The 26,474-nt window shown below is 63.7% G+C and carries 24 protein-coding genes and 1 pseudogene; 18 read left to right on the top strand and 7 right to left on the bottom strand.

Annotated elements, in window-relative coordinates:
* The first annotated feature begins 50 nt into the window (after positions 1 to 50).
* The 3 genes and pseudogenes from ABQF13_RS03890 to ABQF13_RS03880 all read left to right on the top strand — a co-directional run bounded on the left by ABQF13_RS03890 (position 51) and on the right by ABQF13_RS03880 (position 4,088).
* Positions 51 to 881: an SDR family oxidoreductase gene (locus tag ABQF13_RS03890; RefSeq protein ID WP_448391427.1), complete on the top strand. Its 831-nt coding sequence runs from the start codon at positions 51 to 53 to the stop codon at positions 879 to 881.
* Positions 882 to 883: 2 nt separating this feature from the next.
* Positions 884 to 1,653, top strand: a pseudogene (locus tag ABQF13_RS03885) (fructosamine kinase family protein).
* A 152-nt stretch (positions 1,654 to 1,805) separates the two neighbouring features.
* Positions 1,806 to 4,088, top strand: coding sequence for an ATPase (locus ABQF13_RS03880; protein ID WP_448391426.1), 2,283 nt, complete (start codon positions 1,806 to 1,808; stop codon positions 4,086 to 4,088).
* A 1-nt stretch (position 4,089) separates the two neighbouring features.
* Here the strand turns inward: ABQF13_RS03880 and ABQF13_RS03875 are convergent, their stop codons facing one another.
* The gene (locus tag ABQF13_RS03875; RefSeq protein ID WP_448391995.1) at positions 4,090 to 5,190 is read right to left on the bottom strand and encodes a phosphodiester glycosidase family protein; all 1,101 of its coding nucleotides are present in this window, start codon (positions 5,188 to 5,190) and stop codon (positions 4,090 to 4,092) included.
* Positions 5,191 to 5,404: 214 nt separating this feature from the next.
* On the opposite strand from ABQF13_RS03875, the gene ABQF13_RS03870 reads away from it, so the two are divergent.
* On the top strand, positions 5,405 to 5,683 hold the full coding sequence (locus tag ABQF13_RS03870; protein WP_448391424.1) for a GlsB/YeaQ/YmgE family stress response membrane protein: 279 nt from the start codon (positions 5,405 to 5,407) through the stop codon (positions 5,681 to 5,683).
* On the opposite strand, the gene ABQF13_RS03865 is transcribed toward ABQF13_RS03870, so the two are convergent.
* From ABQF13_RS03865 to ABQF13_RS03840, 6 genes are all read right to left on the bottom strand, one after another.
* A complete protein-coding gene (locus ABQF13_RS03865; protein ID WP_448391423.1) occupies positions 5,684 to 6,979 on the bottom strand; it encodes a PQQ-dependent sugar dehydrogenase in 1,296 nt (431 codons plus the stop codon).
* Positions 6,957 to 7,721 carry a pirin family protein gene (locus tag ABQF13_RS03860; protein ID WP_448391422.1) on the bottom strand — a complete coding sequence of 255 codons (765 nt, stop codon included), beginning with the start codon at positions 7,719 to 7,721 and terminating at the stop codon, positions 6,957 to 6,959. Before ABQF13_RS03860 ends, ABQF13_RS03865 begins: the two co-directional genes overlap by 23 nt.
* Before the next feature lie 456 nt (positions 7,722 to 8,177).
* Positions 8,178 to 8,600 (bottom strand): MaoC/PaaZ C-terminal domain-containing protein, encoded by a 423-nt coding sequence (locus tag ABQF13_RS03855; RefSeq protein ID WP_448391421.1) that lies wholly within the window; start codon positions 8,598 to 8,600, stop codon positions 8,178 to 8,180.
* Positions 8,597 to 8,995, bottom strand: a complete 399-nt coding sequence (locus ABQF13_RS03850) for an FAS1-like dehydratase domain-containing protein (protein ID WP_448391994.1) — start codon at positions 8,993 to 8,995, stop codon at positions 8,597 to 8,599. The genes ABQF13_RS03855 and ABQF13_RS03850 overlap by 4 nt, the downstream gene beginning before the upstream one ends.
* Positions 8,992 to 10,287 (bottom strand): class I adenylate-forming enzyme family protein, encoded by a 1,296-nt coding sequence (locus ABQF13_RS03845; protein WP_448391420.1) that lies wholly within the window; start codon positions 10,285 to 10,287, stop codon positions 8,992 to 8,994. The genes ABQF13_RS03850 and ABQF13_RS03845 overlap by 4 nt, the downstream gene beginning before the upstream one ends.
* 743 nt (positions 10,288 to 11,030) lie before the next feature.
* Positions 11,031 to 11,846, bottom strand: coding sequence for a FadR/GntR family transcriptional regulator (locus ABQF13_RS03840; RefSeq protein WP_448391419.1), 816 nt, complete (start codon positions 11,844 to 11,846; stop codon positions 11,031 to 11,033).
* A gap of 263 nt (positions 11,847 to 12,109) precedes the next feature.
* Here ABQF13_RS03840 and ABQF13_RS03835 point away from each other — a divergent pair, with 263 nt between their 5' ends.
* The 14 genes from ABQF13_RS03835 to ABQF13_RS03770 all read left to right on the top strand — a co-directional run bounded on the left by ABQF13_RS03835 (position 12,110) and on the right by ABQF13_RS03770 (position 26,387).
* Positions 12,110 to 13,300 (top strand): acetyl-CoA C-acyltransferase, encoded by a 1,191-nt coding sequence (locus ABQF13_RS03835; RefSeq protein ID WP_448391418.1) that lies wholly within the window; start codon positions 12,110 to 12,112, stop codon positions 13,298 to 13,300.
* Positions 13,297 to 14,205, top strand: coding sequence for an SDR family oxidoreductase (locus tag ABQF13_RS03830; protein WP_448391417.1), 909 nt, complete (start codon positions 13,297 to 13,299; stop codon positions 14,203 to 14,205). Before ABQF13_RS03835 ends, ABQF13_RS03830 begins: the two co-directional genes overlap by 4 nt.
* On the top strand, positions 14,202 to 15,380 hold the full coding sequence (locus ABQF13_RS03825) for an acyl-CoA dehydrogenase family protein (RefSeq protein WP_448391416.1): 1,179 nt from the start codon (positions 14,202 to 14,204) through the stop codon (positions 15,378 to 15,380). Before ABQF13_RS03830 ends, ABQF13_RS03825 begins: the two co-directional genes overlap by 4 nt.
* Positions 15,377 to 16,597, top strand: a complete 1,221-nt coding sequence (locus ABQF13_RS03820) for a CaiB/BaiF CoA transferase family protein (protein ID WP_448391415.1) — start codon at positions 15,377 to 15,379, stop codon at positions 16,595 to 16,597. Before ABQF13_RS03825 ends, ABQF13_RS03820 begins: the two co-directional genes overlap by 4 nt.
* Positions 16,590 to 17,135 carry a MaoC family dehydratase gene (locus tag ABQF13_RS03815; protein WP_448391414.1) on the top strand — a complete coding sequence of 182 codons (546 nt, stop codon included), beginning with the start codon at positions 16,590 to 16,592 and terminating at the stop codon, positions 17,133 to 17,135. Before ABQF13_RS03820 ends, ABQF13_RS03815 begins: the two co-directional genes overlap by 8 nt.
* A gap of 30 nt (positions 17,136 to 17,165) precedes the next feature.
* Positions 17,166 to 17,945 carry an enoyl-CoA hydratase/isomerase family protein gene (locus ABQF13_RS03810; protein ID WP_448391413.1) on the top strand — a complete coding sequence of 260 codons (780 nt, stop codon included), beginning with the start codon at positions 17,166 to 17,168 and terminating at the stop codon, positions 17,943 to 17,945.
* A gap of 46 nt (positions 17,946 to 17,991) precedes the next feature.
* Positions 17,992 to 19,254, top strand: a complete 1,263-nt coding sequence (locus tag ABQF13_RS03805) for an acyl-CoA dehydrogenase family protein (protein WP_448391412.1) — start codon at positions 17,992 to 17,994, stop codon at positions 19,252 to 19,254.
* Entirely contained in the window at positions 19,251 to 20,465 is a 1,215-nt protein-coding gene (locus tag ABQF13_RS03800) for an acyl-CoA dehydrogenase family protein (protein WP_448391411.1), read from the top strand. The genes ABQF13_RS03805 and ABQF13_RS03800 overlap by 4 nt, the downstream gene beginning before the upstream one ends.
* A gap of 47 nt (positions 20,466 to 20,512) precedes the next feature.
* Positions 20,513 to 21,496, top strand: coding sequence for an acyl-CoA dehydrogenase family protein (locus ABQF13_RS03795; RefSeq protein ID WP_448391410.1), 984 nt, complete (start codon positions 20,513 to 20,515; stop codon positions 21,494 to 21,496).
* 37 nt (positions 21,497 to 21,533) lie between these two features.
* Positions 21,534 to 22,322, top strand: coding sequence for an enoyl-CoA hydratase/isomerase family protein (locus ABQF13_RS03790; RefSeq protein ID WP_448391409.1), 789 nt, complete (start codon positions 21,534 to 21,536; stop codon positions 22,320 to 22,322).
* A gap of 133 nt (positions 22,323 to 22,455) precedes the next feature.
* Positions 22,456 to 24,087, top strand: coding sequence for an AMP-binding protein (locus ABQF13_RS03785; RefSeq protein WP_448391408.1), 1,632 nt, complete (start codon positions 22,456 to 22,458; stop codon positions 24,085 to 24,087).
* Positions 24,084 to 25,220, top strand: a complete 1,137-nt coding sequence (locus tag ABQF13_RS03780) for a thiolase C-terminal domain-containing protein (RefSeq protein ID WP_448391993.1) — start codon at positions 24,084 to 24,086, stop codon at positions 25,218 to 25,220. Before ABQF13_RS03785 ends, ABQF13_RS03780 begins: the two co-directional genes overlap by 4 nt.
* Positions 25,217 to 25,648, top strand: a complete 432-nt coding sequence (locus ABQF13_RS03775; protein ID WP_448391407.1) for a Zn-ribbon domain-containing OB-fold protein — start codon at positions 25,217 to 25,219, stop codon at positions 25,646 to 25,648. The genes ABQF13_RS03780 and ABQF13_RS03775 overlap by 4 nt, the downstream gene beginning before the upstream one ends.
* Positions 25,641 to 26,387 (top strand): SDR family oxidoreductase, encoded by a 747-nt coding sequence (locus tag ABQF13_RS03770; RefSeq protein ID WP_448391406.1) that lies wholly within the window; start codon positions 25,641 to 25,643, stop codon positions 26,385 to 26,387. Before ABQF13_RS03775 ends, ABQF13_RS03770 begins: the two co-directional genes overlap by 8 nt.
* Positions 26,388 to 26,474: the final 87 nt, after the last annotated feature.

Below are 26,474 nucleotides of genomic sequence, written 5' to 3'. Positions count from 1 at the left end.
CCCACGCCGTAGTGTGACAACTGCTGCTGCCAGCCGCCTGAGGAGAAGACATGCCTTCCGTACTGGTCACCGGCGCCTCCCGAGGAATCGGCAGGGCGATCACCGAACACCTGGCCGCGCGCGGCTGGGACGTAATCGCGGGCGTCCGAAGCCAAACCGACGCGGACGCGGTGACCGCGGTCAACCCGCAGCGCATATCGGCAGTCATCCTCGACGTCACCGACGCTGAGCACATCGACGCATTGGCGACCTCGCTGCCGGCCCGCCTCGACGCGGTGGTGAACAACGCCGGCATCGTCGTCGCGGGCGCGGTGGAGACCATACCGATTGCCGACTGGCGAAAACAGTTGGAAGTCAATGTTATCGGACAGGTCGCGGTGACCCAGGAGGTGCTGCCGAGGCTGCGGGAGTCGCGGGGCCGGATTGTGTTCATCTCCAGCGTCAACGGCCGCATGTCGATGCCGCTGATGGGCGCGTACTCGGCGAGCAAGTTCGCGCTGGAGGCCGCCGCCGACGCGCTACGCGTCGAGTTGACCCCGTGGGACATCCCCGTGGTCGTGGTCGAACCCGCGCAGACCGACACCGACATGTGGCGCACCGCCGACATCATGGTGTCCGAGACCGAGGCGAACCTCACCGCCGAACACCGTGACCTCTATGCGAAACACATTGCGGGCATGAAGAAGATCATCCCGATCGCGCAGCGGACCGCAGCGCCTTCGGCAAAGGTGACCGCCGTCGTCGAGCAGGCGCTCACCGCACGCCGGCCGCGCCCCCGGTACGTGGTCGGTCTCGGCCCGAAAATCCAGGTGGGCTTGATGGGGCGACTGCCGACCGGGTTCCGCGACCGCGTGCAGCGGCGGATGTTCGGTCTGCCGTAGGCATGCCGGAGTTCGTCAAACACCGCGCCGGGGCGCCGCCGGACTTCTTTGCGTGCGAAGCCGCAGGGCTGCAATGGCTTTCGTCGGCACCCGGCGGCGTGCGGTGCGCGCAGGTGCTCGGCCACACCGACGACAGCCTCACGCTGGAACACCTGCAGACCACCGCACCGTCCGCGGCTGCCGCGTATGAGTTCGGCCGCCGTCTGATCAGCACCCACGACGCCGGTGCGGACGGGTTCGGCGCAGCCCCGCACGGTGGGCAGGACCGGGATACTTCGGACCGCTGCACCATCCGCTACCGATGTCGTTCAGCACCCATGACGTCTGGGGACGGTTCTATGCCAGGGAGCGGCTGGGCCCGATGGCGTCTCGCGCCGGTGCGGGCCTCGACGCGGCTACGCACCAAACCGTCGACGCCGTGATCGCACGGTGTGAGGCCGGTGATTTCGAGGACGGCGATGCGCCGGCACGGTTGCACGGCGATCTGTGGAGCGGCAACGTGATGTGGACCCCAGACGGTGTGGTGCTCATCGATCCGGCCGCCCACGGCGGGCATCGGGAGGCCGACGTAGCGACGCTCGAGTTGTTCGGCTGTCCGTTCTTCGACGCGGTGATCGACGGCTACCAGTCGCGGCATCCGCTGCGCGACGGCTGGCGCGACCGGCTTGGACTGCACCAGCTCTTTGCGTTGCTGGCTCACGTCGTGATTTTCGGTGGCGGTTACGCACGACAAGTGGCTCGTGCTGCCGACAGCGCACTGTCGCTGTGCTGACAGCGCGTTATTGACCAATTTGCTGTTTCAAGACCCTGTACCGGTAACCGGCGCTAATCACCACAGCAAGCATTGACCTTCTTTAGCCAGAAGCTTTCGGCGCATGCTACGGTCTGGTCAACACGGAGCTGGGGGCCGAGAGGACAGGTCAATTGGCTGGCAGACATCGCACGCGCCGTAAGAACGCCAAGAAGTTCGCTAGGAAGGCCTCCGCCTTCAGTGCTGCAACCGCGACGGCGACGGCGCTGATCACCGTGGCTCCGCCGCCCGAGGTCAACGCCGCGACAGCGAACGTCCGCCACGTCGACGCCGAGCTCCTCGCGGCCGTCAACCAGTGGCCCGCACCCGGTCGGATCCCCGATGTGACAGCGGGGCTCGGCACCTTCGGTTACGACATCACCCAAACCGTCGTCGATTTCGTCGCCCGCGCGGTGGTCGAGAACTTCAACCTGGCCGCGCTGGCCAGGGCAGCGGGCCAGGATCCGGAGAGCCTCATCGAGGGCCTGCTCGGTGACCCCAACTTCCTGGTGAACAACGTTCTGGGTGGTGTGCTCGGTGAGATCCCCATCGACCTGACGCCCGTGCTCGAGGAGTTGGTCGGGGGGCTCGTCACCGACACGGTCCTTGTTCCGGTCCTGCAACTCCTGGGGATCACCGATGCGCAGGGCGTCACCGACCTGCTGAGGCTGCTGGGTCTGGTCGGCCTGGACCTCAGCGATCCGCTCAACCTCGGCAACCTCGACATACCCGGCCTGAACGTCGTCACCGCGGGCCCGGTATTCACGATGCTGAAGCTGCTCGGTGCCGATCTCGGCTGGGTGCCGGCGCTGCCGAACTCGGTCGCCGGCGACATCAACGGCACCGACTACCTCGAAGTCGGGGCGGTCGGATTGCTCACCACATTGCTCGACGAGCTCACCGAAACGTTGCCGGGCAATCCGTTGATCCCGCTGTTGAGCAACGTCATCGAGGGCCTGCTGGGCGACGTCCTGCCCGACGCCGTGCACCTGCGCGCCCCGGTGTCTGTGGGCATCGGGATGGGCGCGTTCGCCATCGCCACGGGCTTCGATGATGTGCTCGCCGACCTGGCCAACCAGCCCGGCGGAGCCAACTACGACGGACTCGACCCGCTACTGGGCAGCATCACCGTGCTGCCGATGTTGCTTCTGCTCAACCCCGCCCGCCCCAACGGCGGGGCGTTGGCGCGGTTCTACCCGCTGTTCGGTTTATTGGGCATCGACACGATCAACCCGGAGACCGAGGTGACCAGCAGCGGTGGGTTGGCGCAGTTGCCCTTCGGGCTGTCCCTCGGCGGCGCGAACATCATCCCGGTGTTGATCGACGTCGGCGTGCAGTATCACCCGTTGTCGGACCTGGCCGCCTGGCCGAACCCCTTCTCGCTCGCCAACAACCTGCTGGCCGGGCTGCTGCCGACGTACATGCTTCGGGGGCTGACGCTGGACACCGTGACCGACCAGCTCACCGGGCAGGTCGACGATGCGTTGGAGAACCTCGTCGACGGGAAGCTGGCGCTGAACCTCTACGCCACACTGCCGTCGGCCACGCAGCCGCTGCTCGAACCGTTGTATCTGCTCTCCGACATCATCAGCATCGCCACGTTCGGGGCGTTGGCGGTCAACCCGGTTGGCATGTTCGCCAACGCGCTCGCGCCGGCGGTTCAGGCACTCAACAACCTGGGCTACACCGACGTGGTCCGCAACCCGGACGGCAGCTACACCAGAACGTTGACCGAGGGCGGTGTCCCGACACCGTTCCTGTCGTTCCCATCGGGGATCAACCCGCTGCAGGTCCCGTTCGACATCGTCAACCTGCTGGTCCGCGGATTCCAGAAGGAATTCCTCAGCGGCAATCCCACACCGGCCACCCCGAACGCGATCCTCAACCTGATTGACTACCTCACCGGTGGAGACCTGTTGGGGTCCTTGCCGTTCGGCAATCTGGGCGGCCAGCTCGAAGACCTCGTCGGTGACATCGTCGGAAACCTGAACCTGCCCGCGCTGCCGCGACAGGAGAGCGCCCAGGCCGCCGACGCGCCCGCCTCGGCGTCCGAAGGCGCCCGGATGCTGACGTCGTCGACCACCGAGGTGGACGAGTCCCTGTCCGACGAAACCGATTCCGAGGATGCGGATTTCGAAAATGCGGATTTCGAGCCGACCGGAAAGACATCCGAGGAAGAAGCCGACGAAGAGCTGACGGAGGAAGACGCCGAAGACGAAGAAGTCGACGAGGAGCTTGACGACGACTTGGAGTATGACGAGGAGGAGCCCGACGACGCGGACGCTGACGACGAACCCTCCGACGCGGACGAGTCCGACGACCAAGAGTCGACGACGACCGACACCGGCACGGAATCGACTGACAGCTCAACAGATTCGGACGGATCCGACGGCGGATCGTCGGATGCTGCCGCTTGAGCTAGTTGAACGCCAGCCAGCTCGGCAACGCGCGCTCACGGGAGTCGCACAGCACCTGTCGGGTGTCACACGACCCGCGCGGGACGCCGGCACCCGCCCACATGCCGCCAGTGTCGCGGCGTAACACGATCGACGACGACCCGCCGCCGTCGAGCAGGATCGCGCTGTCGCCGCCCAGACCGCGGAACAGATCCTGGATCTGGTCCGGTGTGTAGCTGCCGCCCTGGAAGACGTACATCTCGTCCTTAGCCTTGGCGTAGGCGATGGCCGTGCGGGCGGCGCTGGGTCCACCGTCGTTGAGCTGGCTGGTATCTGTAGGCGACAGCAGGCCGATGCCCGCGACCGCCACGAACCGGACACCCTTTTCGACCAGGTCCTCGATCACCGGCGATGCGGCGTCGTAGTCGTCGGGGCTTTTCGGGGACACCACGAACGGCGGCCCCGCAACGGGCAGGATCATCGTGGACAGCGCCTTCCAGTGCTCACTGCCGCCCGACAGACCCTGCTTACCCGCATACGCGATCCGGCCGGTGACCACAGTGTTGGTCCGGCCCAGGCCGCGGGTGTTGTCGACGTAGGCGCCGAGCGGGGAACTGCAGCCCGTGGACTTCCACGACCCCCCTCGCTGCCCGCGCACGTCGAAGAAGTTGGCGTTGATCGCGATCGTGGGTTGGCCGAGTGCCTGCCATGCCTGCAGCGGCGTGAAGATCTCCGACGCCTGCACCAGCCCTTCGCCGGTGCGCGCCCGCGGATCGCGCTCGCACCGCGCCTGATAGCCGCGGTGGGTGTCGGCGAGCAGGCGGGGCGCCAGACGTCCCGACGCGGCCTTGATGATCATCAGGTGGCCGCCGTTGTTCATCTCGTAGGCGTGGCCGGCAGCGTTGACCATCGGTGCCGGGTGGCCGCTTCCGAAGTTGTAGACCAGGTAGGACCCCCGGGTGTTGGCGATGGCGCTGGCCAGCAGTTCGCGCGCGCTGGCGCCGTGTGCGGTGGGCACACCGGCCGTCGTCGCCAAGGCAACGCACAGCAACAGCGCCGCAGCGGTGGCCGCGAATCGCCGAACGTTTGCCAATGGAGTCGACACAGTTGACCCTTCCGGGATTGCCCTACAACATGACAACTGTAATCACATGCGAAACACAGTCAACTTGCGTCACATTCGCATCACAATCTGATCGCGTTATCGCCCATTGCGTTTCGAAACTGCGCTTCCAGGAGTTCGATAGATCTTGTCGGACCCGAATGAGGTTAGGAAGGTTCTGTGCCGGGCATTGTCCTATGACGGCGCACCCGCGCCGCAACCGAAGGAGTCAGATATGTGGACGATCATCGTTGCTCTCATCGTCGGCGCCATTCTGGGCGCGTTGGCGCGACTCATCTTGCCGGGTAAGCAAAATGTCGGCGTGCTGATCACCGTCCTGCTGGGCGCGGTCGGCGCACTGCTCGGCTCGTGGATCTCCAACGCGGCGTTCGGCACGGGAGACAAGATGTTCTCGCCGATTCCGTTTGTCATCGGCTTGGTCGTGGCGATCATCCTGATCGCGATCTACGTGGCGATCACCGGACGCCGGGGTGCGGGCACACCGCGCACCTGATCAACGTCCAGGTGGTGCCAGGCGATAGACGGCATCCGCATAGTCATCGGTGATGTACACCGCGCCGTCCGGTCCCGCTACGGCGGCGACCGGACGGCCCCATCGTGAGCCGTCGGCTGCCTGAAGCCCGCCGACCAGCGTCTGCTTGTTCCCCAAACCGCCGTCGCGCCAGGGGAAAAACGCCACCTCCGGGGGCTGTGGCGGTTCTCGGTTCCATGAGCCGTGCACGCCGATCAGCGCGCCGCTGTCATACGGTGCGGGCAGAACGCCATCGCTGAAGCTCATTCCCAGCGGCGCCGCGTGCGCGCCCAGGCTCTGCTCGACCGGCGGCAGGGCCGCGCAGTCGAGTTTGCTTCCGTCGGCGTTGGTTTGCACATCGCGGATGAACGGCAGGTCGGCGGGACCCCCGTCGGAATTGCAGTACGGCCAACCCAGCTCGCGCCTTTCGGTCAGCCTGGCGACCTGCTCGGGCGGATGGTCATTGACGTAGGCGGGGTCCACTTCACCGGTCGCAGGGTCGGCGACGTTGTCGCGACCGTTGACCGCCGTCCACAGTGATCCGTCCGGCGCGACGGCCAGACCGGTCCCGTTGCGTACGCCCGTCGCGAAGGTCTCGACGGGTCCACCGCCGGGAGCGACCCGCATGATCGTCGCGCGCGGCGGGTCGGCCTCGCGGTCTTCGGCCGAGATGTTGCCAGTCGACCCGATGGAGAAGTACACGTTGCCGTCGGCGCCCACGGCAACGCTCTTGAGCGCGTGCGCATACGTACCGCGCAGGTCGGGGCTTTCCGCGTCGGGCAGGTCCGCGGCGATGGTGCGCCGATTGGTCGCGGACCCCTCGGCGTAGTCGTAGGCGTCGATCTGGTCGCTTTCGGCGACGTAGAGCGTGTCGCGGTCGAACGCCAGCCCGTGCGGCTGGTCGAGCCCGTCGAGCAGAACCGTCTGGTCCGGTCGAGACTCCGTGGGACGCAGGTGCAGCACCTGCCCGGAGCCCGGAACCGAGACCAGCAGCGCTCCGTCGGGCGCCCACGCCGCCAGCCTGGCCCGCGGAACCCGGGCCCACACCGACAGTGTCCATCCGTCGGGGACCAACGCCTGGCGCGGCTCGTCGAACGGCTGCTGCGCTGTTTCGGCGTCGACCTCGACGTCGACAGGTACCAGCTCGGTCGCGGGCGGCGCGGACGGCTCGGGCGTGGTCGGTTGCGTCGGCGGTGCCGGGCTCGTCGAGCATGCGGCCAACACCGCCACGCCACCGAGCCAGGCGCCGATTCGGTTACGCCGCACCCAAACCCGCATGCATCTCCCAGACTAGGATCTCGGCCGGTTCGGCCGCGGTGACGCGCTGACCGCCGGAGCCGGTAAACCGCACGGCGTCGCCCTCCTGCAATGCGCCCGCCCCTTCGAGCCTGACCTCACCGCGGGCGACGAAGAGGTGAAGATAAGGCGCGTCGGGCAACTCGACGCTGTCGGCGGGCTGCATCCGCGCACCGTGCAGGGCGGCGCGGCTGTTGTGGATCGTGATCGCAGTGTGGTTGCGGTGCCGCGGCATGCCCGAGGCGATGGTGACCAGGCCGCCACGCAATAGCTCGTCGTCGATCTCGAGTTGCTGGTAGCCCGGCGTGAGGCCGGCCTCGTCGGGCACCACCCACATCTGTATGAAACACACTGGCTCGTCGTGGGTTTCGGAACCCGTCAAAGTCCAGGAGTCGTTCTTCTCGGAGTGCAGAATGCCTCGCCCGGCCGACATCCGTTGGGCCAGACCGGGATAAATCACCCCGGAGTTTCCGGTGGAGTCCCGGTGCACCAGCGATCCGCGCAGCACCCACGTCACGATCTCCATGTCGCGATGCGGATGGGTGTCAAAGCCGGTGCCGGCCTTAACGATGTCGGCGTTGTTCACCAGCAGCAGGCCGTGGTGGGTGTTCTCGGGCTCGTAGTGGCTGCCGAAGGAGAATGAATGGCGGGAATGCAGCCAGTCGATCTTGGTCTGCGCGCGGTCGCCGGCTCGACGGATGTCGACGGTGATGTGGGCGGTCATGGCTACCTCTCGGTCCGGATCCCAGCCTAGAGACGGCTACGCGACGCCACAACATAGATGATCTGCCGTGTATTCCACGTTGCTGACGGCGCGGGACAAGCCCGTCGCGAGGTTACCTGACCGCCACGAGGCTGCTGCAGAACGGGATGCACGGCAAGGTAAGCAGGGCTGCGAGTTGCCGCTGGCGGAGGAGGACGTGCCGGTCGAAGCTGTCAGAGGGTGGTCCGAGGCGGATCAACGAGCTGGCGGAGACGCTCGCGTGGGAGCATAGGCGGCTGCCGCACCAGATTCGCCGCACACACGTGCGGGGCTGCTCGAAGCCAAGACAGCGGTGACGGTCGGCGCAAAGCGATCGTCCGGCTGACCCGATGTGGCTCAGGGCATTGCAGACAGCCCACCGAGGCACACCCGAGCTGGTGCGCCGCACTGTGTTTTCCACGGGAATATGAACCCGGACTAGGGAATAATTACGGTGGCCCAGCCGACGAGGTGGATCCCGCCCGTCTGCCGGGTACACGACAGCTCGAGATCCGCTTGTCGCACGGAGTCGATGATGCGCTTCTCGGTCACCCGCCCGGTGTAGGTCAGGATGTCGCCTGGCCAAGCCTGTTCTCGGAACCTCACACCGAAGCGTCGCACGTTTCGCGCCCCGAACCAGTCGGTCACCCATGCGGCGAGAACGCCCGCCTGGCGCATCCCGACGGCGAAGGGGCCGGGGTAGCCGGCGCGCTTAGCGAATTCTGTGTCGTGGTGAATGGGGTTCATATCGCCCGATGCGCCCTGGTATCGGACGAAGTCGGTGATTCGCAACGCGGGTTCGGAGAACGGCTCACCTTCGGCGCCGACCTTCAGATCATCCCAACGAACCGCCGCGGTCATGAGCTTGCCGCCGGTCGTGAGGTTTCGATGAGTGTCGATGTCATCTCTGCCACCAATGTTCCATCCTCGTCGATGAATTCAGTGATCACTTCGGTGAACGTCATCGTCCCCCCGCGTTTACCGTCCTTCGCGTACTGGTTACCTAGCCGCATCTGGGCGGACAGCACTGCACCAACTGCCGGTGGCTGGCCGTGGAAAACGAATTCCTGCGAACCGTGAAGTACTCGTGCCAAATCGATCTTGCCGCGCACCGGGGACGAGTCGGGCTCTTCCCACAGCGCGGACGACACGAGGAATGTCACCGGACTAACCCCTGCGCTTTCGTTGTAGTGCTCCGGTTGCCGGGAACGGGTCGCGCGTGCAAACTCGCGGACTTTGCCAAGTTCTACTCTCATCGTGAATGGTTGTGACATGTTCCTCCCATGGCTGACCTAGTTCGGTCGACCCGCTTTTGGATAGTGGCGACTTCTTTGTCCCCGCGTGTCTTCACGTGCGACGGGTGCGAGGCAATCTCGGCGAGATAGGTCTCCACCAACTCGCGACGAAGGAGCTTTCCATTGGCATTCCGAGGTAAGCGATTGATCGTTCGCCATAGTTCGGGCACTTTGAAGCCGGCAAGTTGCGCTCGAGCAGCTTGGCGAACTTCGCACCAATCGGGCGTTGTGTGTTGGGCCGGCACGACGAACGCCATCACACGTTGTCCCATAGCTGGGTCCGGAACGCCCACGACAGCGACGTCCAGAACGCCCGGGTGCCTTCGAACCGCAGCCTCGACCTCTAAGGGGTGCACATTCTCACCTCCGCGGATGATGGTGTCGCCCAGCCGTCCTCGTAAGAAGAGGTATCCATCACCACTTAGTCGGCCGACATCGCCGGTATGGAGCCAGCCGTCGCTACCGGTCGACAGATGTTCTGCACGCGCCAAGACCTCGCCGACCCCGTCGTCGTCGGGCGCCTTGATGCGCAACTCAACGCCTGGTGCGGCGCGCCCGCAACTTCGAAGGAGTTCCGGACGACCCGAAGCCGCTGCCGAATGCTCTTGGCCTGTCAGGATTGTGATCGGCGTGCCCTCGGTCTGTCCGTAGATCTGGACGAAATGGACGCCGGGGAGTGCTGACATGGCGGACTTGAGGAGGCCAGCGTCGATCGGGCTGGCGCCATAGACCAGGTACCGCAAACATGACATGCGAGCAAGCGTGCCCGCCTTCAGCAAGCCGTCAATCATGGCAGGAACGAGGGTTGCGTGCGTGATGCCGCGGTCCCCGAAGGCGAGCCAGCTCTTCGTGTTGAAGCGGTCAATCTGCCCGACCGCCGCGCCTCTGCCCAGCGCCATGGTGGCGGCTCCCAGTCCGGCTACGTGATGGAAGGAGGCGCACGACAGATACGTATCCCCGGGTCCGAGCGGTACGATTCCGTCCCAGGTGTTCAACCGCGCGGCCAAACGCGCTTCGGTGTAGGCGACCGCCTTGGGCGCGCCGGTCGTTCCCGACGTGTGCAGAATTGCCGCGACCGCACCGGGATCGGTTGCCGGTGGGGGAGGGATACCGTGTGGAAGCCCTGTCACCTCGGCAACCGCGACGCCAACTCGCATCGCGATCGCTTCAGCCAATTCCCGATGCGGACTTGAGAAAAGTACGACGGGTGTGTCGAGCCCCGCAACGATCGGTGCGAGTTCGGCCGCAGTCACCGCACACCTAGAGGAGCATACGGTCGTCGAAGGGCCGAACCGGCAAGAAGAAGTGCGATAGAGGTTTCGAGGTCATCGATCAAGCCGGCGATGGGCGCGCCGACCGGCACGCTGAGGTCGTCGAGGAGGGTGGCGGCGCCGCCGGCAAGCCCGAGTAAATCCCTCCCCGAAAACGACCCTGTTGGGCTCAGGACCGCTGGAGACCCGTATTCCGCGACGTGGTGCACCAACTGCGACCAAGTCGCCGTAGTGACGGGATCATGTCGCATGGAATATTCATAATCATAGTTAAGAGATATGTCAACGCGTTGGGCGTCGTGCGCACCTGCTGGAGGGGCCGAGCAGATGGCTGTGAGACGCGCGCAGACGGCTAACTTATGCGGAAGAAACCGCATGACACACCGCTAACCCGGTCAGGACACTATGCCGCGCCAGCCTACGGCTACTTCCGGCGACTGGCTGCGATTCTCATCGATAACCATGGTGACGTAGAGACCTGCTGAGATGCCTTTGTATGCAGAGATAACCGGCAGATGATGGAAACGGCGGGCCTGCGCCGGTGGTGCAAGCACCCGATTACTGCCCGGATGCCATCACGGCGGCGGACTGGGTGCAGTCAACCCCAACCCCGACTTCCGCTTCCGCCGCCGGGACATCGGGCCGGGCCGCTGTCTGGGTCGAATCCCACCGACAACTGTTGGCCGGTTACCCACGGCGTGCGGTTGGACACATACTTCCAAGACTTACGGGCCGATGGACCAACTCACCGTTCGCTCAAGGAGATAGGGGGTCAAGGATTCGATCGAGCGTCGATGTTCCTGCAAGTATGTGCTGCTTATAGCACGGGCGGCATCGGCATCGCCCTCCTTGATTGCCTCGAACATCTGCTGGTGCAACCCGACAGTGCGCCGCATACCCCGGGGACGCATTACCACCTCTCGATGGAACTCATCTCCGATCCGTCGGATCACGACGCAAATCAACCGGAGAACGGCATTGTGGGTAGCCTCGGCCAGCGCATCATAAAAATCGCTGTAGGCGTCCCGTGACAAAGCAATGTCGGGGACAGCCTGCGCAAATTTCGTCAGGTGTGACTCCAAGGTCGCCAGATCCCGTTCGTTCCTGGCGAGTGCGGCCGCGGCCACAATGTCGGGCTCCATTACCACCCGGGCGTCCACGATCTCCCCGAATGTGGCCCCGAAGTACTGCATCTGCAGCGTAAGCGCCCGGCCGAATCGCTCGGGGTCCGGCGGAAGGATCACTGGACCACCACCGGGACCTGTACGCAGCGAAATCACACCTTGATGCTCGAGAAGTCGCAGCGCTTCACGCACGGTGCTGCGTCCCACACCGAACGACTCGATCATGACGCGTTCGTTAGGCAGTGAATCGCCCGCCACGAGGTCGCCGTTTGCGATCTGGCCCAGCAACGAGCGCGCGACGACCTCGGCCAACTTTGGCCGCCTGCCGGCTTCATCGCCATGCTGGCCTTCTTCGCTGTCGGCGTCCGGCGGCGGACGCTTCGGATCCAGCCTCGTAGTTCGCTTGTCGTTCGGCATTGGCCCTTCTGCGGAATGTCGTCGTTGGCACCACCTTATAGGTAGGCGCCGATCGATGCGCATCGTGACTCTCCGAAAACCCCTCGAGGCGGCCTAAACCCTTGACAGACATCGTCCGCCTGGTCTATCTATGTTCATAGATATCAAGACGGTCCGAACTGGCCCCCGCTGCGGGTGGCGCGAGCGGAACGATCAGACCGTCTCGGTCAACGGGTGCGAGCCCGCGATTCTCGAGTAGTCAAATGAGAAGGAGCGTTAGGCGTATGAATCAGCGAGACGACGATGTCGTGATCGTCGAGGCGGTGAGAACTCCGATCGGTAAGCGGCATGGGGCCTTGTCGACCATGCACTCGGCGGACCTCCTCGCCGTGGTCCAAACAGCGGTCATCGAGCGGTCGGGAATCGATCCAACGCTTGTCGGTCAGGTCGTGGGTGGTTGCATCGGCCAGGTCGGTCAGCAGGCTTTCAACGTCACGCGCACGGCATGGCTCACCGGGGGGCTGCCCGTGTCCGTCCCATCGACCACCGTGGACAGCCAGTGTGGTTCGTCGCAGCAAGCGTTGACACTGGCGTTCGGCTTGCTCAAGGCGGGGGTCATCGACGTCGCCGTCGCTTGCGGTGTCGAGGTCATGAGCCGCGTGCCGCTTGGTGCAGCACTGGCAGGCGGAAGCTTCGGAAAGGGCATTCCGCGTTCATATTTCGCCCGGCACAAGTACACAACCCAGTTCGAGGCCGCGGAGCTCATTGCAAAGGAGTGGGGGATTACCCGCCGCGACGCTGACGAGTTCGGAGTCAAGTCCCAGGGGCGGGCGGCAGATGCATGGGAGGACTCGCGCTTCAACACACAATTGACGCATGTCGACGTCCCGGTACTCGATGATGACGGGCGACCGACCGGAGCCAGCCAACGGTTCGAAAAAGACGAATGTCTGCGGCCTACCACACTGGACGGCTTGGCCGGCCTCAAGCCCGTAGTCGGTGACGATGGAGTTCACACTGCAGGAAGCTCTTCGCAGATCGCCGACGCGGCATCGGCCGTACTGCTGACGACGGCCCGCCGCGCCGCAGAGCTCGATCTGACACCGCTGGCGCGTGTCCGTGATGTGTGTTTGGTCGGCAGCGATCCGACACTCATGCTCACCGGCCCGATTCCGGCCACCGAGCTGCTCTTGAAACGAAACTCCCTGTCGATCTCTGACATCGACGTTATCGAGATCAACGAGGCGTTCGCCTCAGTGGTGATTGCGTGGGAACGCGAGATCAAGCCAGACGACAGCAGAGTCAACCCCAACGGCGGTGCGATCGCGCACGGCCACGCGCTGGGGAGCACTGGTTGTGTCTTGGTGACCAAGGCCATAAGCGAACTCATCCGCGCAGACAAGGAGACCGCGCTGGTCACAATGTGCTGCGGCGGCGGTGAGGCCACCGGGACACTGTTGGAGAGAGCGTCGTGACCGCCGCAGATGAGGTCAGGTTCGACGGCAAAGTGGCCGTGGTGACCGGCGCGGGAGGAGGGTTGGGGCGCGAGCACGCTCTTGTCCTTGCAGCTCGCGGGGCTCGTGTGGTCGTCAACGACGTGGGCGGCTCGGTAGACGGATCCGGACACGATACATCGCCGGCGCAGAACGTCGTGGACGAGATCGTCGCACTGGGCGGAGAGGCCGTAGCCAATTTCAGCTCGGTGGCGACGCCCGAAGGTGGCGCTCACATTGTCGAGACGGCCATTGAAAGCTATGGGGGGCTCGACATTGTCGTCAACAACGCTGGCATCCTTCGCGACCAGAGTTTCGCCAAGGTCGACCCGGACACTGTAGATGCGGTGTTCGCAGTGCATCTCGGCGGCGCGATCAACGTGACCCGGGCGGCTTGGCCGACGTTTCGCGAGCAGAAGCACGGACGTGTCATAAACACCACCTCGCCGGCGGGTATCTTCGGGAACTTTGGCCAGGCTGTCTACGGCACTGCCAAGGCGGGACTCGTCGGGCTAACGAAAACGCTCTCCATCGAGGGAGCCAAGTATGGCATTACTGCCAATGCCATCGCACCATTCGCCGTAACACGGATGACCGAATCGATCATCGGACCGTTGGCGCCGAGGGTGCGTCCTGGTCTTGTCTCGCCGCTGGTCGCCTATCTCGCAAGCGATCAGTGCTCCGAGACAGGGAGCGTTTACACGGTGGGAGGCGGTCGCGTGGCGAAATTCTTCACCGCGATGACGGAAGGCTGGACCAGAACGGACGACCAGTTGACTCCTGAAGATGTACGTGACCACTGGAGCGAGATCAATGACACCTCAAGATTCACCCTGCCTCAGGGGATGAATGACGACTTTCGCGCGCTGAAGCGGGCGCTGTCATGACCGTTGGGCTCACAACCTTACCGAGCGACCAAGATTTTCAGGACATGCTGGGCGTCCTGAAGCGTTGGCTTGACAAGGAAGTCGAACCAGTGGTCCTGCAGCTTGAGCACAGCGACACCTATCCAACGGACATCGTCGAACAAATGGCATCTTTCGGATTGTTCGGTGCAACGATACCCGTCGAATACGGCGGCCTGGGGCTCTCGGCGGCCGCTTACAGTCACGTGGTCACGCTGATCGCCGAAACGTGGATGTCGCTGACAGGTGTGCTGAACTCCCATTTGATGATGGCCCACCTCATCGCGCGTTTTGGAACCCGTGCCCAACAACAGGAGTACCTACCACGGCTCGCGACCGGAACTCTCCGCGGTGGGCTTGCCCTGACCGAACCCGACTGTGGCACAGACCTACAGGCCATCCGAACGGTGGCGACGCGGACCTCGCACGGCACATACCGAATCACTGGGCGCAAGATGTGGATCACCAACGCACGGTATGGCAATTGTCTTGCCCTACTGGCGAAGACCAATATGAAGGTACGTCCGCGCCACACCGGAATGTCAATGTTTCTGATGGAGAGGGAGACCGACGGCTACGTGGCCGGACCCAAGCTCGGCAAGCTCGGATATCGAGGTATCGACACGGTCGAGGTCGAGTTCAACGACGTCGAAGTGCCCCCCAACCGGCTACTGGGGGAGCGCGAAGGGCAGGGGTTTCATCACGCTCTGGGCGGACTGGAACTGGGCCGTATCAACGTGGCGGCCCGCGGTTGCGGCGTCGCCAATGCCGCGCTGAATGCTGCGGTGCGATATAGCGGGATGCGACACACCATGGGGAAGCCGATCGGAGACCACCAGGCCATCGCCCTCAAACTCGCCGACATGGGATGCCGGGCGCGCGCGGCGGAGCTTCTCACGCGGGAGGCAGCAGCGGCGTTCGATGCCGGCCAGCGTTGCGACCTGGAAGCAGGAATGGCGAAGCTGATGGCCACAGAGGCAGCGCTGAGTAACGCCACCGACGCCCTGCGCATTCATGGCGCTTATGGCTACTCGACTGAAGCCCATGTCGAACGGTACTTCCGCGATGCGCCGCTGCTTTGTATCGGCGAGGGTACCAACGAAATTCAGCGCGTGGTGATCGCCAAGCGCTTGCTGGCCGAAGCAGCGCTGCGATGACCGACAACGTGCGTGCGGCACCGCTTGCGGGCTTTCACATCCTCGATTTCACCGCCAACATGTCAGGCCCGATGGCGACGATGATCCTCGGCGACCAGGGCGCTGACGTGGTCAAGGTGGAACCTCCGGAAGGCGATGTGATCCGCGCCTTGGGTTCGGCGCGCAACGGCATGTCGGCGTATTTCGCAAATCTCAACCGCTCCAAGCGGTTCGTGTCGGCCGATCTGAAATCGTCGGAAGGCGCGGAGCTGATCGACAAACTGTTGGATTGGGCAGACGTCGTAATCCACAACTTCCGGCCCGGTGTGGCCGAACGACTCGGGGTGGACGCGGCGACCGTACGTCGCGACCGGCCCGATCTGATCTGCATCGAGATCACCGGCTTCGGGACGGTCGGGCCCTACGGCAATCGGCCGGCGTACGACCACGTGATTCAGGCTATGTCGGGCTATGCCGCCAATCAGAGAATGACGCAGGAGGCAACCTCGCAGCCGGCACTGGTGCGTCAAGGCATCATCGACAAACTGACGGGGTTGGCTGCCGCACAGGCCACCACGGCGGCACTGCTCCAACGCGCCCGGACCGGTGTCGGACGCACGATCGAGGTACGCATGCTGGATGTGGCCGTTGCAACGCTGTGGCCGGATGCGATGATGAGCAACACTCTGTTGGAACCGCACGACGCTCAGCCGTCGATCGCGCGAAGCTTCCAGCTGACCGCGACGGCCGACGGACTCATTGCCTTCATTCTGGTGAAGGCTGCCGCGTTCAAACGCCTTGCCGAGGGGCTAGGGCTTCCGGGCGCGGCCGATCTGCCGACCGCAGGCGTACACAGACTCGGCGGTGACATCTTCACCGAAGTGGTGCGCAGGGTACGGGCACTATCTACGTCCGAGGCGGTGGAATTGCTGTCGAACTTAGACATTCCAGTCGCTCCTGTCGTCGAATTGAACGAGTTGCACGAGCACCCTCAGATTCGCGCGGGAGGGGTGATCGACGAGTTCCCGCATCCCGTCCTGGGGCGGATGAGGCAGGCGAATCCGGCGGTGCGATTCGCGGACGAGCGCGCCGGGGCCATGCGGCAAGCAGGTGAGCTCGGCCGCGACAACGACGACGTATTCCGTGAAATCGGCTACGAGTGCAGCAGCGCCGGCCCGGGGTTCGAGTCCGACAACCGCAGCCTCGAGCCGGCAGGGACGGAGGCGCGTAGTGGCTAGCACGATGCGCAGAAATCTGGGCCTCTTCTTCGAGGACTTCGCCGCCGGCGATGTGTTCCGGCATCCGCTCGGTAGGACGATCCTGGATGCCGACAATGCATGGTTCACCCTGCTTACCCTGAATACCAACGAACTCCACTTCAACAACGCGGTCGCCGCGGAATCGCAGCACGGACGACCCATCGTGAACTCGGGCTTCACCGTGGCGCTGATTCTAGGCCTTTCGGTGTCGGACCTCAGCCAGAACGCCTTGGCCAACCTTGGTTGGAACGAGATTCGGCTATCTGCACCGGTATTCGTCGGCGACACGTTGTACGCCGAAAGCATCGTGACTGGAGTCCGCGAATCCCGTAGTCGACCAGACGCCGGAATCTTGACCTGTTTCACCCGCGGCATCAATCAGGATGGCACGGAAGTCCTGAGCTACCGGAGGTCTGTGTTGATTCTCAAACGGACTCGCGGCACGGCTAACCGCAAGTTTCCCGATCCGCAGACTTCGATCGCGACCCGGGTCGGGCTTGATCAAGCCGGTAATTGAATGCAGGCCAATCGAAACGGAAGTGACGCGATGTCCAATCCATTTGAACCACACATCCTTGTCGAGGAGGTGGGTGCCATCCGGCTGATCACCCTCAACCACCCGGAGACACTGAACTCCGTTGACAAGGATCTGCACCGAGCGCTTGCGCAGGTGTGGGGGCACATCGCAGAGGACACTGACGCGCGCGCGGTTGTCCTGACCGGTGCGGGCCGCCTCTTCTGCGCCGGCGGGGATCTCCGACTCGTGCAGGAGATGCAGGGGGACGTCGACCAACGTTCGCGCCTTCTCATCGAGGCGAGGACCATCGTTGAGCACATGCTGAACTTCCCGCTGCCGATTGTCGCTGCGGTGAATGGAGCCGCTGTCGGCTTAGGTGCGAGTTTGGCTGTTCTGAGCGACATGGTGTTCATCGCAGAGAACGCCTACATGGCCGATCCACATGTCGCCGTCGGCCTCACCGCGGGGGACGGCGGTCCACTGGCGTGGCCGTTCATGACGAGCCTGCTTCGTGCCAAAGAGTATCTCCTCACCGGCGACCGCATCCCCGCCCGGCAAGCGGTCGCAATCGGGATCGCGAACCGAGTGGTATCGGAAGACGAACTTCTCTCCGAGGCGAAGGGTTTCGCACTACGCCTCGCGGCGCTACCGCCCCAAGCCGTGCAGTCCACCAGAAGGACCCTGAATCTGCACCTGCTGTCTGCTTCCCCCGGGGTACTCGATTACGCATTCGCCGAGGAGTTCAAGTCATTCGACCGTTCCGATCACCAAGCGATCGTAAGTGCCTTCCTGGCAAGGTCTCTGACGTGATATGGGTCTCGCACGATAACGGTGAAATGACCGAAGCGTCGATCGAATGAGGGACGAAGACGTGGTTCGTCGCGCCGCACGGTCATGGTTCGAGCGGAACTGGGATCCAGATCTGACGACGGGTCAGTGGTGGCAGCGACTGGCAGAAAGCGGATGGGGGCTGCCACGGTGGCCACGCGAGTGGTACGGGCGCTCGTACTCCGCAGCTGAGGCCAGGGCCGTCGACGAGGAACGAGTCGCAGCGGGTGCGCTCGGTCCGCCGGCGGGTTTGGGCGTTGCGCTGGCTGCCCCGACCATTCTCGCGCACGGCACGACCCAGCAGAAGGAGCGGTACCTGTGGCCGATCGCCACCGGTGAGCATGCGTGGTGCCAGTTGTTCAGCGAACCAGGGGCGGGGTCGGACCTGGCCGCCGTCCAAACAAGGGCGGTACGCCGTGGCGACGATTATGTGGTCAGCGGCCAGAAAGTGTGGACGTCGAACGCACATCATGCCGACTTCGGGCTGTTGATAGCCCGAACCGATCCGGAAGTTCCTAAGCACAAGGGCATCTCGTTTTTCCTCTGCCCAATGAGTCAAGGCGACGCAGTCACTGTTCGGCCCCTGCGAGAACTCACCGGCAGAGCGCTGTTCAACGAGGTATTCCTCACCGAGGCCGTCATCCCGGCTTCGGCGCTGCTCGGAAAGCCGGGCGACGGCTGGCGGGTCGCTCAGACAACGCTCGCCGCGGAACGCGCCGGGTTCGGCGAAGGTGGAGACGTACTTTCCGGGGTGCCGGGCGGCTCGCGGGCCGGCTACCTCACCCGCCGAGCTGGCGACATGGCGGGGAAGCGCCGAAGCAGCGGCACCGCGATGTCGCTCGGCGGAGGTGGCTCGCGGCTCGTGATCGATCTGATTCGTCAATACGGTCGTAGCGAAGATCCCGCAATACGACAGAAGATCGCCCAGCTCCACAGCTACCAAACGATTCTGAAGGCGAATGCCAGACGTGCACGCGCGCTACGAAAGGTGAATCCCGAAATGGGCGTTGAAGCGCTGACCAGCAAACTACAGACCAGCCGCATCAGCCGTCTCGCAAATGAGATCATCAGCGACGTAATCGGAATGGACGCGACGCTCGCCGGCGTGGACTCTCCGAAGTCGGGCGCTGTCGTGGACTACGTCTTGTTCAATCTCGCATCCTCGATCTATGGCGGCACCGACCAGATTCAGCGGAACATCCTCGCCGAACGAGTGCTTGGACTGCCGCGCGAGGCGGCACCTGATCGCGCTGTCGCCTTCCGGGAGATAACCGTTGGGACGGCGAGATGAGCACGACAGTAAAGCCGACCGTCCCCGAACCGGTGCCTGCGCCGATGTTCACGGAGGAACTCGGTCGCGCACCCGACCCCGACGAGTTCAGTGTTGGCTTGCGCGAGTGGCTCGCCAGCCACACCGCCCTCCTGCAACACTTCCGCGAAGTCATACCCCTCACCATCGAGACGCGCGATGCGCTGTTGCGGCCTCTGCACCGGCTTCTGTATGACGTCGGCTGGATCCGTTGGGGTTGGCCGGCAGACGTCGGCGGATTCGGCGGCTCGGTTCTGTTGCGCGGTATCCTTCACGAGGAGTTGTGCCGGTTCGGAATGCGGCTACCAGAGTCCATGCTGTTGCTCGAGACTCTTGCGCCGGTGGTGATCGAGTACGACAGACCATTGGCAAAGCGGTTCGTAAATGAGTTGATCAGCGGCAATAAGACATGGGCACAAGGATTCTCAGAACCGGAAGCGGGAAGTGATCTTGCGAGCCTGCGGTGTAGCGCTCAACGCGACGACCGGGACTACGTCATCAATGGCGAGAAGATATGGTCGAGTTCGGGGCACCTGGCGGACCGCTGCCTGTTGTTGGCGAGAACGGGACATCCGGAGGAACGTCACCGAGGGCTAACCTTTCTCCTTGTCGATCTCGACGCACCGGGGATCACGGTACGGCCAATCTCGGCGGCGAGTGGACGCAACGAGTTCGCGGAAATCGTATTTCAAGACGTGCGGGTTTCCGCCGAAAGAATCGTCGGACAGGTCGGATCCGGCTGGGAGGCCGCCATGTACCTCCTGCAATGGGAGCGGGGTATGTACGCGTGGCAGCGGCAGGCCGACTTGCATTCAGTGTTGGGCGAGGCGCTGGCAGAGCCCGAACTCGCGAGAGGCGCGGCGACCGACGAACGTATCGGCGCGGCGTATCGGATTCTCCATGCGTTGCGGATGGCAACCCGTAGAACACTGGGCAGTCTGGCGCGAGCAGTCAACCCGGGACCGGGAATCTCCGTTGACAAACTGCTGCTGTCGAAGGTGGAGCAAGCCGTCTTCGAGGTGGTGCGTGAACTTCGCTACCAGGCCTTCGAGTTCGGCGATCGGCCGGCCGATGACGCGCTTCGGGCCGACTACTTCTACGCACGCGCCGCATCGATCTACGGCGGTAGCGCGGAGATCCAGCGGACAATACTCGCCGACCGTGTGCTGCAGCTGCCAGGAGAGAAGGGCTGAGCATGTCAGAGAATGCTGCAACGATCCGCAGTAGCTTGGCCGGTGTGTTGGCGACGGGGCTGACGGGAGCAGCCCTCAAGTCGCGACTCCTGAACGATGGATGGTTCGACATCGTCGAGGAAGAACCCCAGATCGTGCTGCGCGAGATGTTCTCTCTTCAAGGGAAAATGTTGGCACATGCAGCACCGACGCTTGACCTCGTCGCACTGCAGGCGTTGTCAGCGCACGGTGGAATCGAACAACTCCTCCATGACGCATCAACGACAGCGATCCTGTATCCGGTACAGGCGCACCTCGACCGCTATCTCAACCCGGTGTGCGGTGAGATGGCCGGGGGCCGACTACAGGCGCATGGGCTTACGCTTGCCGGGTTCGACGACGCCCAGAGGCTGATCCTGCCGATCGCCGATTGCGAAACCATGCTTCTGGTTGAGGTCGACCCCCGGGCCGGTGACGTGCGGGCTGCCCGAGTGGCGGGTATCGACGATTCGCTGGGATTGCACGTCGTGAGGATGACCGGCTCCGCGCGGGTCCTGCTGGAAGGGGATGCCGCCGTTGACGCGTGGAGAGCAACCACTGCGGCTACGCGCCACGCGTTGTCCTACGAGTTGATCGGGCTGGCGCGGCAGCTCCTCGAGCGGGCCACAGAACACGTATCGCACCGACGTCAGTTCGGGCGTCCGATTGGATCATTTCAGGCTGTCCGCCATCAGCTCGCCGAAGTGCACGTGGCGATCGAATCCGCCGACCTCTCCGCCGAAGCCGCCTGGGAGACTCGTGATCCGATGCACCTGGCCGTTACGAAGGCGCTAGCCGCCGACGCCCACCGGTGCAGCGGAGACGCATCTCTGCAGACCCATGGTGCCATCGGATTCACCACCGAATACGGTCTGCACCGATTCATGCGCCGGGGTTGGGCACTCAGTGCCCTCACCGGGTCCACCCGGCAGCTGGACGCAGCTTTGGGTCATCACCTCAGCAAGATGGCCCACGCGCCTCGATTCGGATCACTCGCTACACAGCGCACCTGATGCGACCGCGCTTCTTACAACCCAAGGAGATCGGACAGTGAACATCCATCAATCAGATAGCGAAGTCGGCGTCTCGTACGTCAACAAAGATGCGGTACTGAAGATTACGCTCAACCGGGCACATCGGCTGAACGCAATCGACAGCGCTATGATCCGCGAGCTAACCCGACTGTTCAGAGTGGCCGCGACCGATCGAAACATCCGCGTCGTGCTCCTCGCCGGCGAGGGTGCGTCGTTCTGCTCTGGCATCGACTTGAAGGGTGCCGCAGCGCGCGACGGTGTGTGGTTTCTGCGCCGCATCACCGATCTGTGCCGGGCACTTGCTGAGCTGCCGCAACCCACCATCGCGTGCGTTCAGGGGTCCGCCTATGGAATCGGATCGAGCCTGGCCTTGGGATGCGACCTGGTAATCGCCGACGAGTCCGCCACCTTCTGCCAGTCTTTCGCCGAGCGGGGCCTGGCGGTGGACGGCGGGGCAAGTTGGTTGCTGACCCAGTCGCTAGGGCTACGCAAGGCGAAGGAACTCGCGTTTCTCGCGACGCCGGTCACAGCTCGTGAAGCGCTCGGGTTGGGCATGATCAACAAGCTCGTCGATCATGGCGAACTCGAAGGCGCGGCGTGGCGTTGGGCCGTGCAACTCGCGGCCGCAGCACCCACGGCGCTCTCGATCACGAAAGATCTTCTCACGGCCGCCACGACGTCCTCTCTAGAAGCGTGTCTGACGCGGGAGGAGCTCGCCCAGACGATATGCATGCGGTCCGAGGACGCCAAGGAAGGCCTGCGCTCGTTCGTCGAACGGCGGAGGCCGGTGTTCACCGGACGGTAGAGCTGATGAACCAGGAAACCACGAAGCGGCCCGCATGCCTGGGCGGTCGCCGAACCACTCAGACCCCGGCACTCAAGGAGGACGACAAGCCTATGGCTGACGACGACAAGATTTACCGGGAAGGTGACTTACCATGACGGGCCTTAGAGCACCGTGGCGAGAGCCCGCACGGCTGACCATTCCTGACTCCTTACGGCCTGTCGTGGAGGCTCGTCCCGATAAGACCGCCGTCATATTCCCCGACGAGGAGCTCACCTACTCCCGACTTTGGGAGCAGACAGTGGCCGTCGCCAATGGGCTGACCGAGCTCGGCGTACAGCGGAACGACTGCGTCGCGGTGATGATGCGCAACTCCACCGACCAATTGCTGACGTGGCTGGCCGCCTCCCTCCTGGGGGCGGTCTTCGTGCCGATTAACAGCGCCTACTCGGGATTGTTCCTCGAACATCAGCTGAGAGTGGTCGCACCGCCGGTGTTCGTCGTCGACTGCCACTTGGCAGCAACGGCATTCGAGGTCCTACCGCGGATCGAATCGCTTCAGCATGTCATCGTCCGGGGCGATGCGGACGGATTGCCCGGACTCGCCGGCATGTCGGTGCATCCGATGTCCGGCCTTCGCGCCGCAGACGGTAGCCGACTCAAGAGTTCTTACCAACCGAAGTGGACGGATCACAACGCTGTCGTCTTCACCGCGGGGACAACCGGCCCTTCAAAAGGCTCTGTCGCGACGCACAACTATCTCGTTCGGGCAGCGAGCCAGATCGACGACATCAAGGACGGCAGAGAGGACGACATCTACTACACGCCCCTGCCGCTATTCCACCAGAACGCCATGCTGCTGGGAGCGCTGGGACCTCTGCTACGCGGCGCGACGGCCGTCATCGACGAGCATTTCTCGGTGTCGGACTTCTGGAATCGGGTGAGGCGACATGGAGCGACTCAGCTCTCCATCCTCGGGCCGATGTTGCAGATGCTGTGGAACCTCCCGGCCGCCGATAGCGACCGCGACAACGCGGTGCGCATCTGCCTCGCCGTGCCGGTCCCGAAGGAGCTCCACCGGGCAATCGAAGAACGCTATGGCTTTCGTATCGTGTTGTCCTACGGTCTTTCCGAGTGTGTTCCGATGCTGTTGTACTCACACGAGGATCCACCGGAGCCAGGTTATTCCGGCCGAGCAAATCCCCTCTTCGACATCAGATTGTTCGATGAAGATGATGTCGAGGTTCCGACGGGTGAAGTTGGTGAGATCGTTTGTCGGCCAACGGAGCCACACGTCATGTTCGAGGGCTACTGGAACAACCCCGAAGCGACCGTTGCGACGTGGCGTAACAACTGGTTCCACACAGGTGATCTGGGCAGGGCGAACGAGAAAGGCGAAATCGCGTTCGTCGATCGCAAGAAGGACTACCTCCGGCGACGAAGTGAGAACATATCTTCCTTCGAGGTAGAGCAGGCGATCAATGCACATCCCGCGATCGACGACTGTGCTGTCTACGGTGTTCCCAGCGAGCTCGGTGAGGACGAGGTGATGGTGACTGCCGTGCTCGCACCCGGAGCCGATCTGACCTACGAGCAGCTCGTCGATCACTGCGTCGCCAATGTTCCCTACTTTGCGGTGCCCAGGTATATCGATTTCACCGACTCGCTACCTCGGGGCCCAGTGGGCCGAATCCTGAAGAACGAGCTCCGAGCGTGCGGGGTGAGCCCGACTACATACGATCGGGAAGCGGCAGGATACGTGGTGAAACGGCGGGACCGCAGATGACCGCGGTGATTGTAGGAGTTGGCCGGACCGCATTCAGTCGTGCGTCCGGAAGAACGCCGCTCGCCATGGCCGTCGAGGCGTGCCGAGCCGCGCTGAATGATGCGGGCATGGATGTCAACGATGTCGATGGCGTGACCTGTTTTCAGTACAACGACTCGGCGATGCCAATCGACGTGGCCTGGGCGCTCGGCCGTGACGAAATCGCCTGGGCGTCCGCCCCGCTTGGTGGTGGAGATCTGGCGGTTCAGGTCGTTGCGAATGCCGCGGCGATGGTGGAGCGCGGTGTATGCAATGCGGTTCTTGTCTACCGGTCCCTCAACGGGCGGTCCGGGATGCGATTCGGAACCATGACCGACGGGATCGCTGTCGGGGGCGCCGGTCAGTTCGATGCGCCTTCGGGATTGCTTGTGCCACCGCAGTTCGTCGCGGCGTGGGCACGGCGGTATCAACACGAGTACAACTCGACGTCCGAGGACCTCGGCGCGGTGGCGGTGACACAGCGCCGACATGCCCAACGCAATCCGAACGCCGCAATGCGAGATCCGCTGACAATGGACTCCTACCTTGCCAGCCGATGGATCTGCGAGCCGTTTCGTGTGAACGACTGTGCCTTCGAGGTCGACGGGGCGGTGGCGTTACTGATCACCTCGGCAGAACGGGCGGTCGATACCGCGTCCAAGCCGGTGTCCATCCTCGGACACGCGAGTTCCGCGTCGGGCTCCGGATGGTTGGGCTGGGGCGACATGACATCGATGTACTCACGCGTCGCAGCCCCACGACTGTGGGCGCGAACCGGCCTGCACCCCAGCGACATCGACGTCGCGCTGATGTACGACTGTTTCACGTACACGGTCCTGGCTACGGTCGAGGATTACGGCTTCTGCGAGAAGGGCGAGGCAGGCGAGTTCTATCGCGCGGGCCGAGCAACGTTCGGCGGCGAGGTCGTGATAAATCCGCACGGCGGCCTACTGTCGGAAGGCTACCTTCATGGCTTGAACCACCATTACGAGGCAGTTATTCAGCTGCGTGGTGACGGAGGTGAACGCCAGGTCACGGGTGCGGCCCTCGCCTTGACCACGGCCGGGGCCGGACCATACGGGGGCGCGATCGTCTACTCGTCGGAGTCGGTATGAACGAACCAGTCAACTACCCGCAACCCCTTCCGGATGCGGATTCCGAGGGCTACTGGCATGCCACGCGTGCGGGTGTCCTCGCGATCTGCCGATGCCAAGCGTGTCACCTCTGGATGCATCCGCCGCTGGAACGATGCCGCCGTTGCGGGGGGGAAACGTCGTTCGAAGAGGTATCGCGTATCGGCCGTGTGCACAGCTGGATACGCGTCGACCGGGCATCGGTGCCGGGCTTCGAGGTGCCCTACTACATCGTCATCGTCGAGCTCGTCGAACAACCAGGTGTCCGGATCGCGTGTGTTGTCGGTGATGACGATCCACTCGGACGCGAGCCGGTTATCGGTGACGAAGTACGCCTGTCGGTGGATCAACTGCCGGGCGGTGACTTCTCTGCGCCGACGGCCCAACTACAGGAGGTAGGCAATGAGTGAACGAAAGCGTGCATTCGTCGTCGGCGGAAGCCGAGGGGTCGGACGGGCAACTGCTGTCGAATTATCGCTTCGTGGCTGGGATGTCGCCGTAGGGTTTCACAAGAACGAAGAGGCGGCCAGAATCACCGCGGAGTCACTCGGCCCGGATTCGCGGGCCGTCCTTGTGCAGGGCGATGTGGCCACCGATGCCGCTGATATGGCGGCACGTGCCGCGAACGGCCTCGGCGGTCTGGATGCGGTTATTTTCACTGCAGTTCCGATTATCACCGGAAGACTCACTGAACTCCAGGACGCTGACATCGACAGTGCGATGCGCGTGACCGTACACGGATTCCGGGGAATAGCGCTGGCCGCGCAGCCGTTCCTCTCTGAATCCGAAGGCAGTCTGGTCGCTTTCAGTAGCCTCGGATCAGAGCGCTATGCCGCCTACTACGGTGCCATCGCTCCGGCGAAAAGCGCACTGGAAGCGGTGGTCCGTTATCTTGCAGTTGAATTCGGGCGATATGGCATCACCGTGAACGGCATCAGCCCCTGTTTGATTGATGATCTCCAGCACTTCGACGAGGCACCCACGGTCCTGCGCCATCTGGAGACAACAGCGAAGCGGACGCCGCTGCGTCGCAAGCTCGTGACGCCCGCCGACGTCGCGAGGGTCGCGTGCGCACTTGTCGGACCTGACTTCTCCACTTTCACCGGCCAAATTTTGCGGGTCGATGGAGGTTACAGCTTGCTGGGCTAACTCAGGCATAGCTCGCATACCGGCCGTGCCGATTTAGATGCCGTCATCGGCCGCGTCGCGGTGAACCGATTCGCGCGGCACGGCCAG

It is taken from the genome of Mycolicibacterium sp. XJ879, from assembly GCF_053483935.1.
The sequence above is the reverse complement of the archived record's forward strand: the minus strand, read 5'-3'. Positions and strand labels throughout refer to the sequence as shown.

Coding starts and splice junctions, on each gene's coding strand:
- ABQF13_RS03890 (WP_448391427.1), top strand. CDS start 51: ATGCCTTCCGTACTGGTCACCGGCGCCTCCCGAGGAATCGGCAGGGCG.
- ABQF13_RS03870 (WP_448391424.1), top strand. CDS start 5,405: ATGTGGACGATCATCGTTGCTCTCATCGTCGGCGCCATTCTGGGCGCG.
- ABQF13_RS03865 (WP_448391423.1), bottom strand. CDS start 6,979: ATGCGGGTTTGGGTGCGGCGTAACCGAATCGGCGCCTGGCTCGGTGGC.
- ABQF13_RS03860 (WP_448391422.1), bottom strand. CDS start 7,721: ATGACCGCCCACATCACCGTCGACATCCGTCGAGCCGGCGACCGCGCG.
- ABQF13_RS03855 (WP_448391421.1), bottom strand. CDS start 8,600: ATGACCGCGGCGGTTCGTTGGGATGATCTGAAGGTCGGCGCCGAAGGT.
- ABQF13_RS03850 (WP_448391994.1), bottom strand. CDS start 8,995: ATGAGAGTAGAACTTGGCAAAGTCCGCGAGTTTGCACGCGCGACCCGT.
- ABQF13_RS03840 (WP_448391419.1), bottom strand. CDS start 11,846: ATGCCGAACGACAAGCGAACTACGAGGCTGGATCCGAAGCGTCCGCCG.
- ABQF13_RS03835 (WP_448391418.1), top strand. CDS start 12,110: ATGAATCAGCGAGACGACGATGTCGTGATCGTCGAGGCGGTGAGAACT.
- ABQF13_RS03825 (WP_448391416.1), top strand. CDS start 14,202: ATGACCGTTGGGCTCACAACCTTACCGAGCGACCAAGATTTTCAGGAC.
- ABQF13_RS03820 (WP_448391415.1), top strand. CDS start 15,377: ATGACCGACAACGTGCGTGCGGCACCGCTTGCGGGCTTTCACATCCTC.
- ABQF13_RS03810 (WP_448391413.1), top strand. CDS start 17,166: ATGTCCAATCCATTTGAACCACACATCCTTGTCGAGGAGGTGGGTGCC.
- ABQF13_RS03805 (WP_448391412.1), top strand. CDS start 17,992: ATGAGGGACGAAGACGTGGTTCGTCGCGCCGCACGGTCATGGTTCGAG.
- ABQF13_RS03800 (WP_448391411.1), top strand. CDS start 19,251: ATGAGCACGACAGTAAAGCCGACCGTCCCCGAACCGGTGCCTGCGCCG.
- ABQF13_RS03785 (WP_448391408.1), top strand. CDS start 22,456: ATGACGGGCCTTAGAGCACCGTGGCGAGAGCCCGCACGGCTGACCATT.
- ABQF13_RS03780 (WP_448391993.1), top strand. CDS start 24,084: ATGACCGCGGTGATTGTAGGAGTTGGCCGGACCGCATTCAGTCGTGCG.
- ABQF13_RS03775 (WP_448391407.1), top strand. CDS start 25,217: ATGAACGAACCAGTCAACTACCCGCAACCCCTTCCGGATGCGGATTCC.
- ABQF13_RS03770 (WP_448391406.1), top strand. CDS start 25,641: ATGAGTGAACGAAAGCGTGCATTCGTCGTCGGCGGAAGCCGAGGGGTC.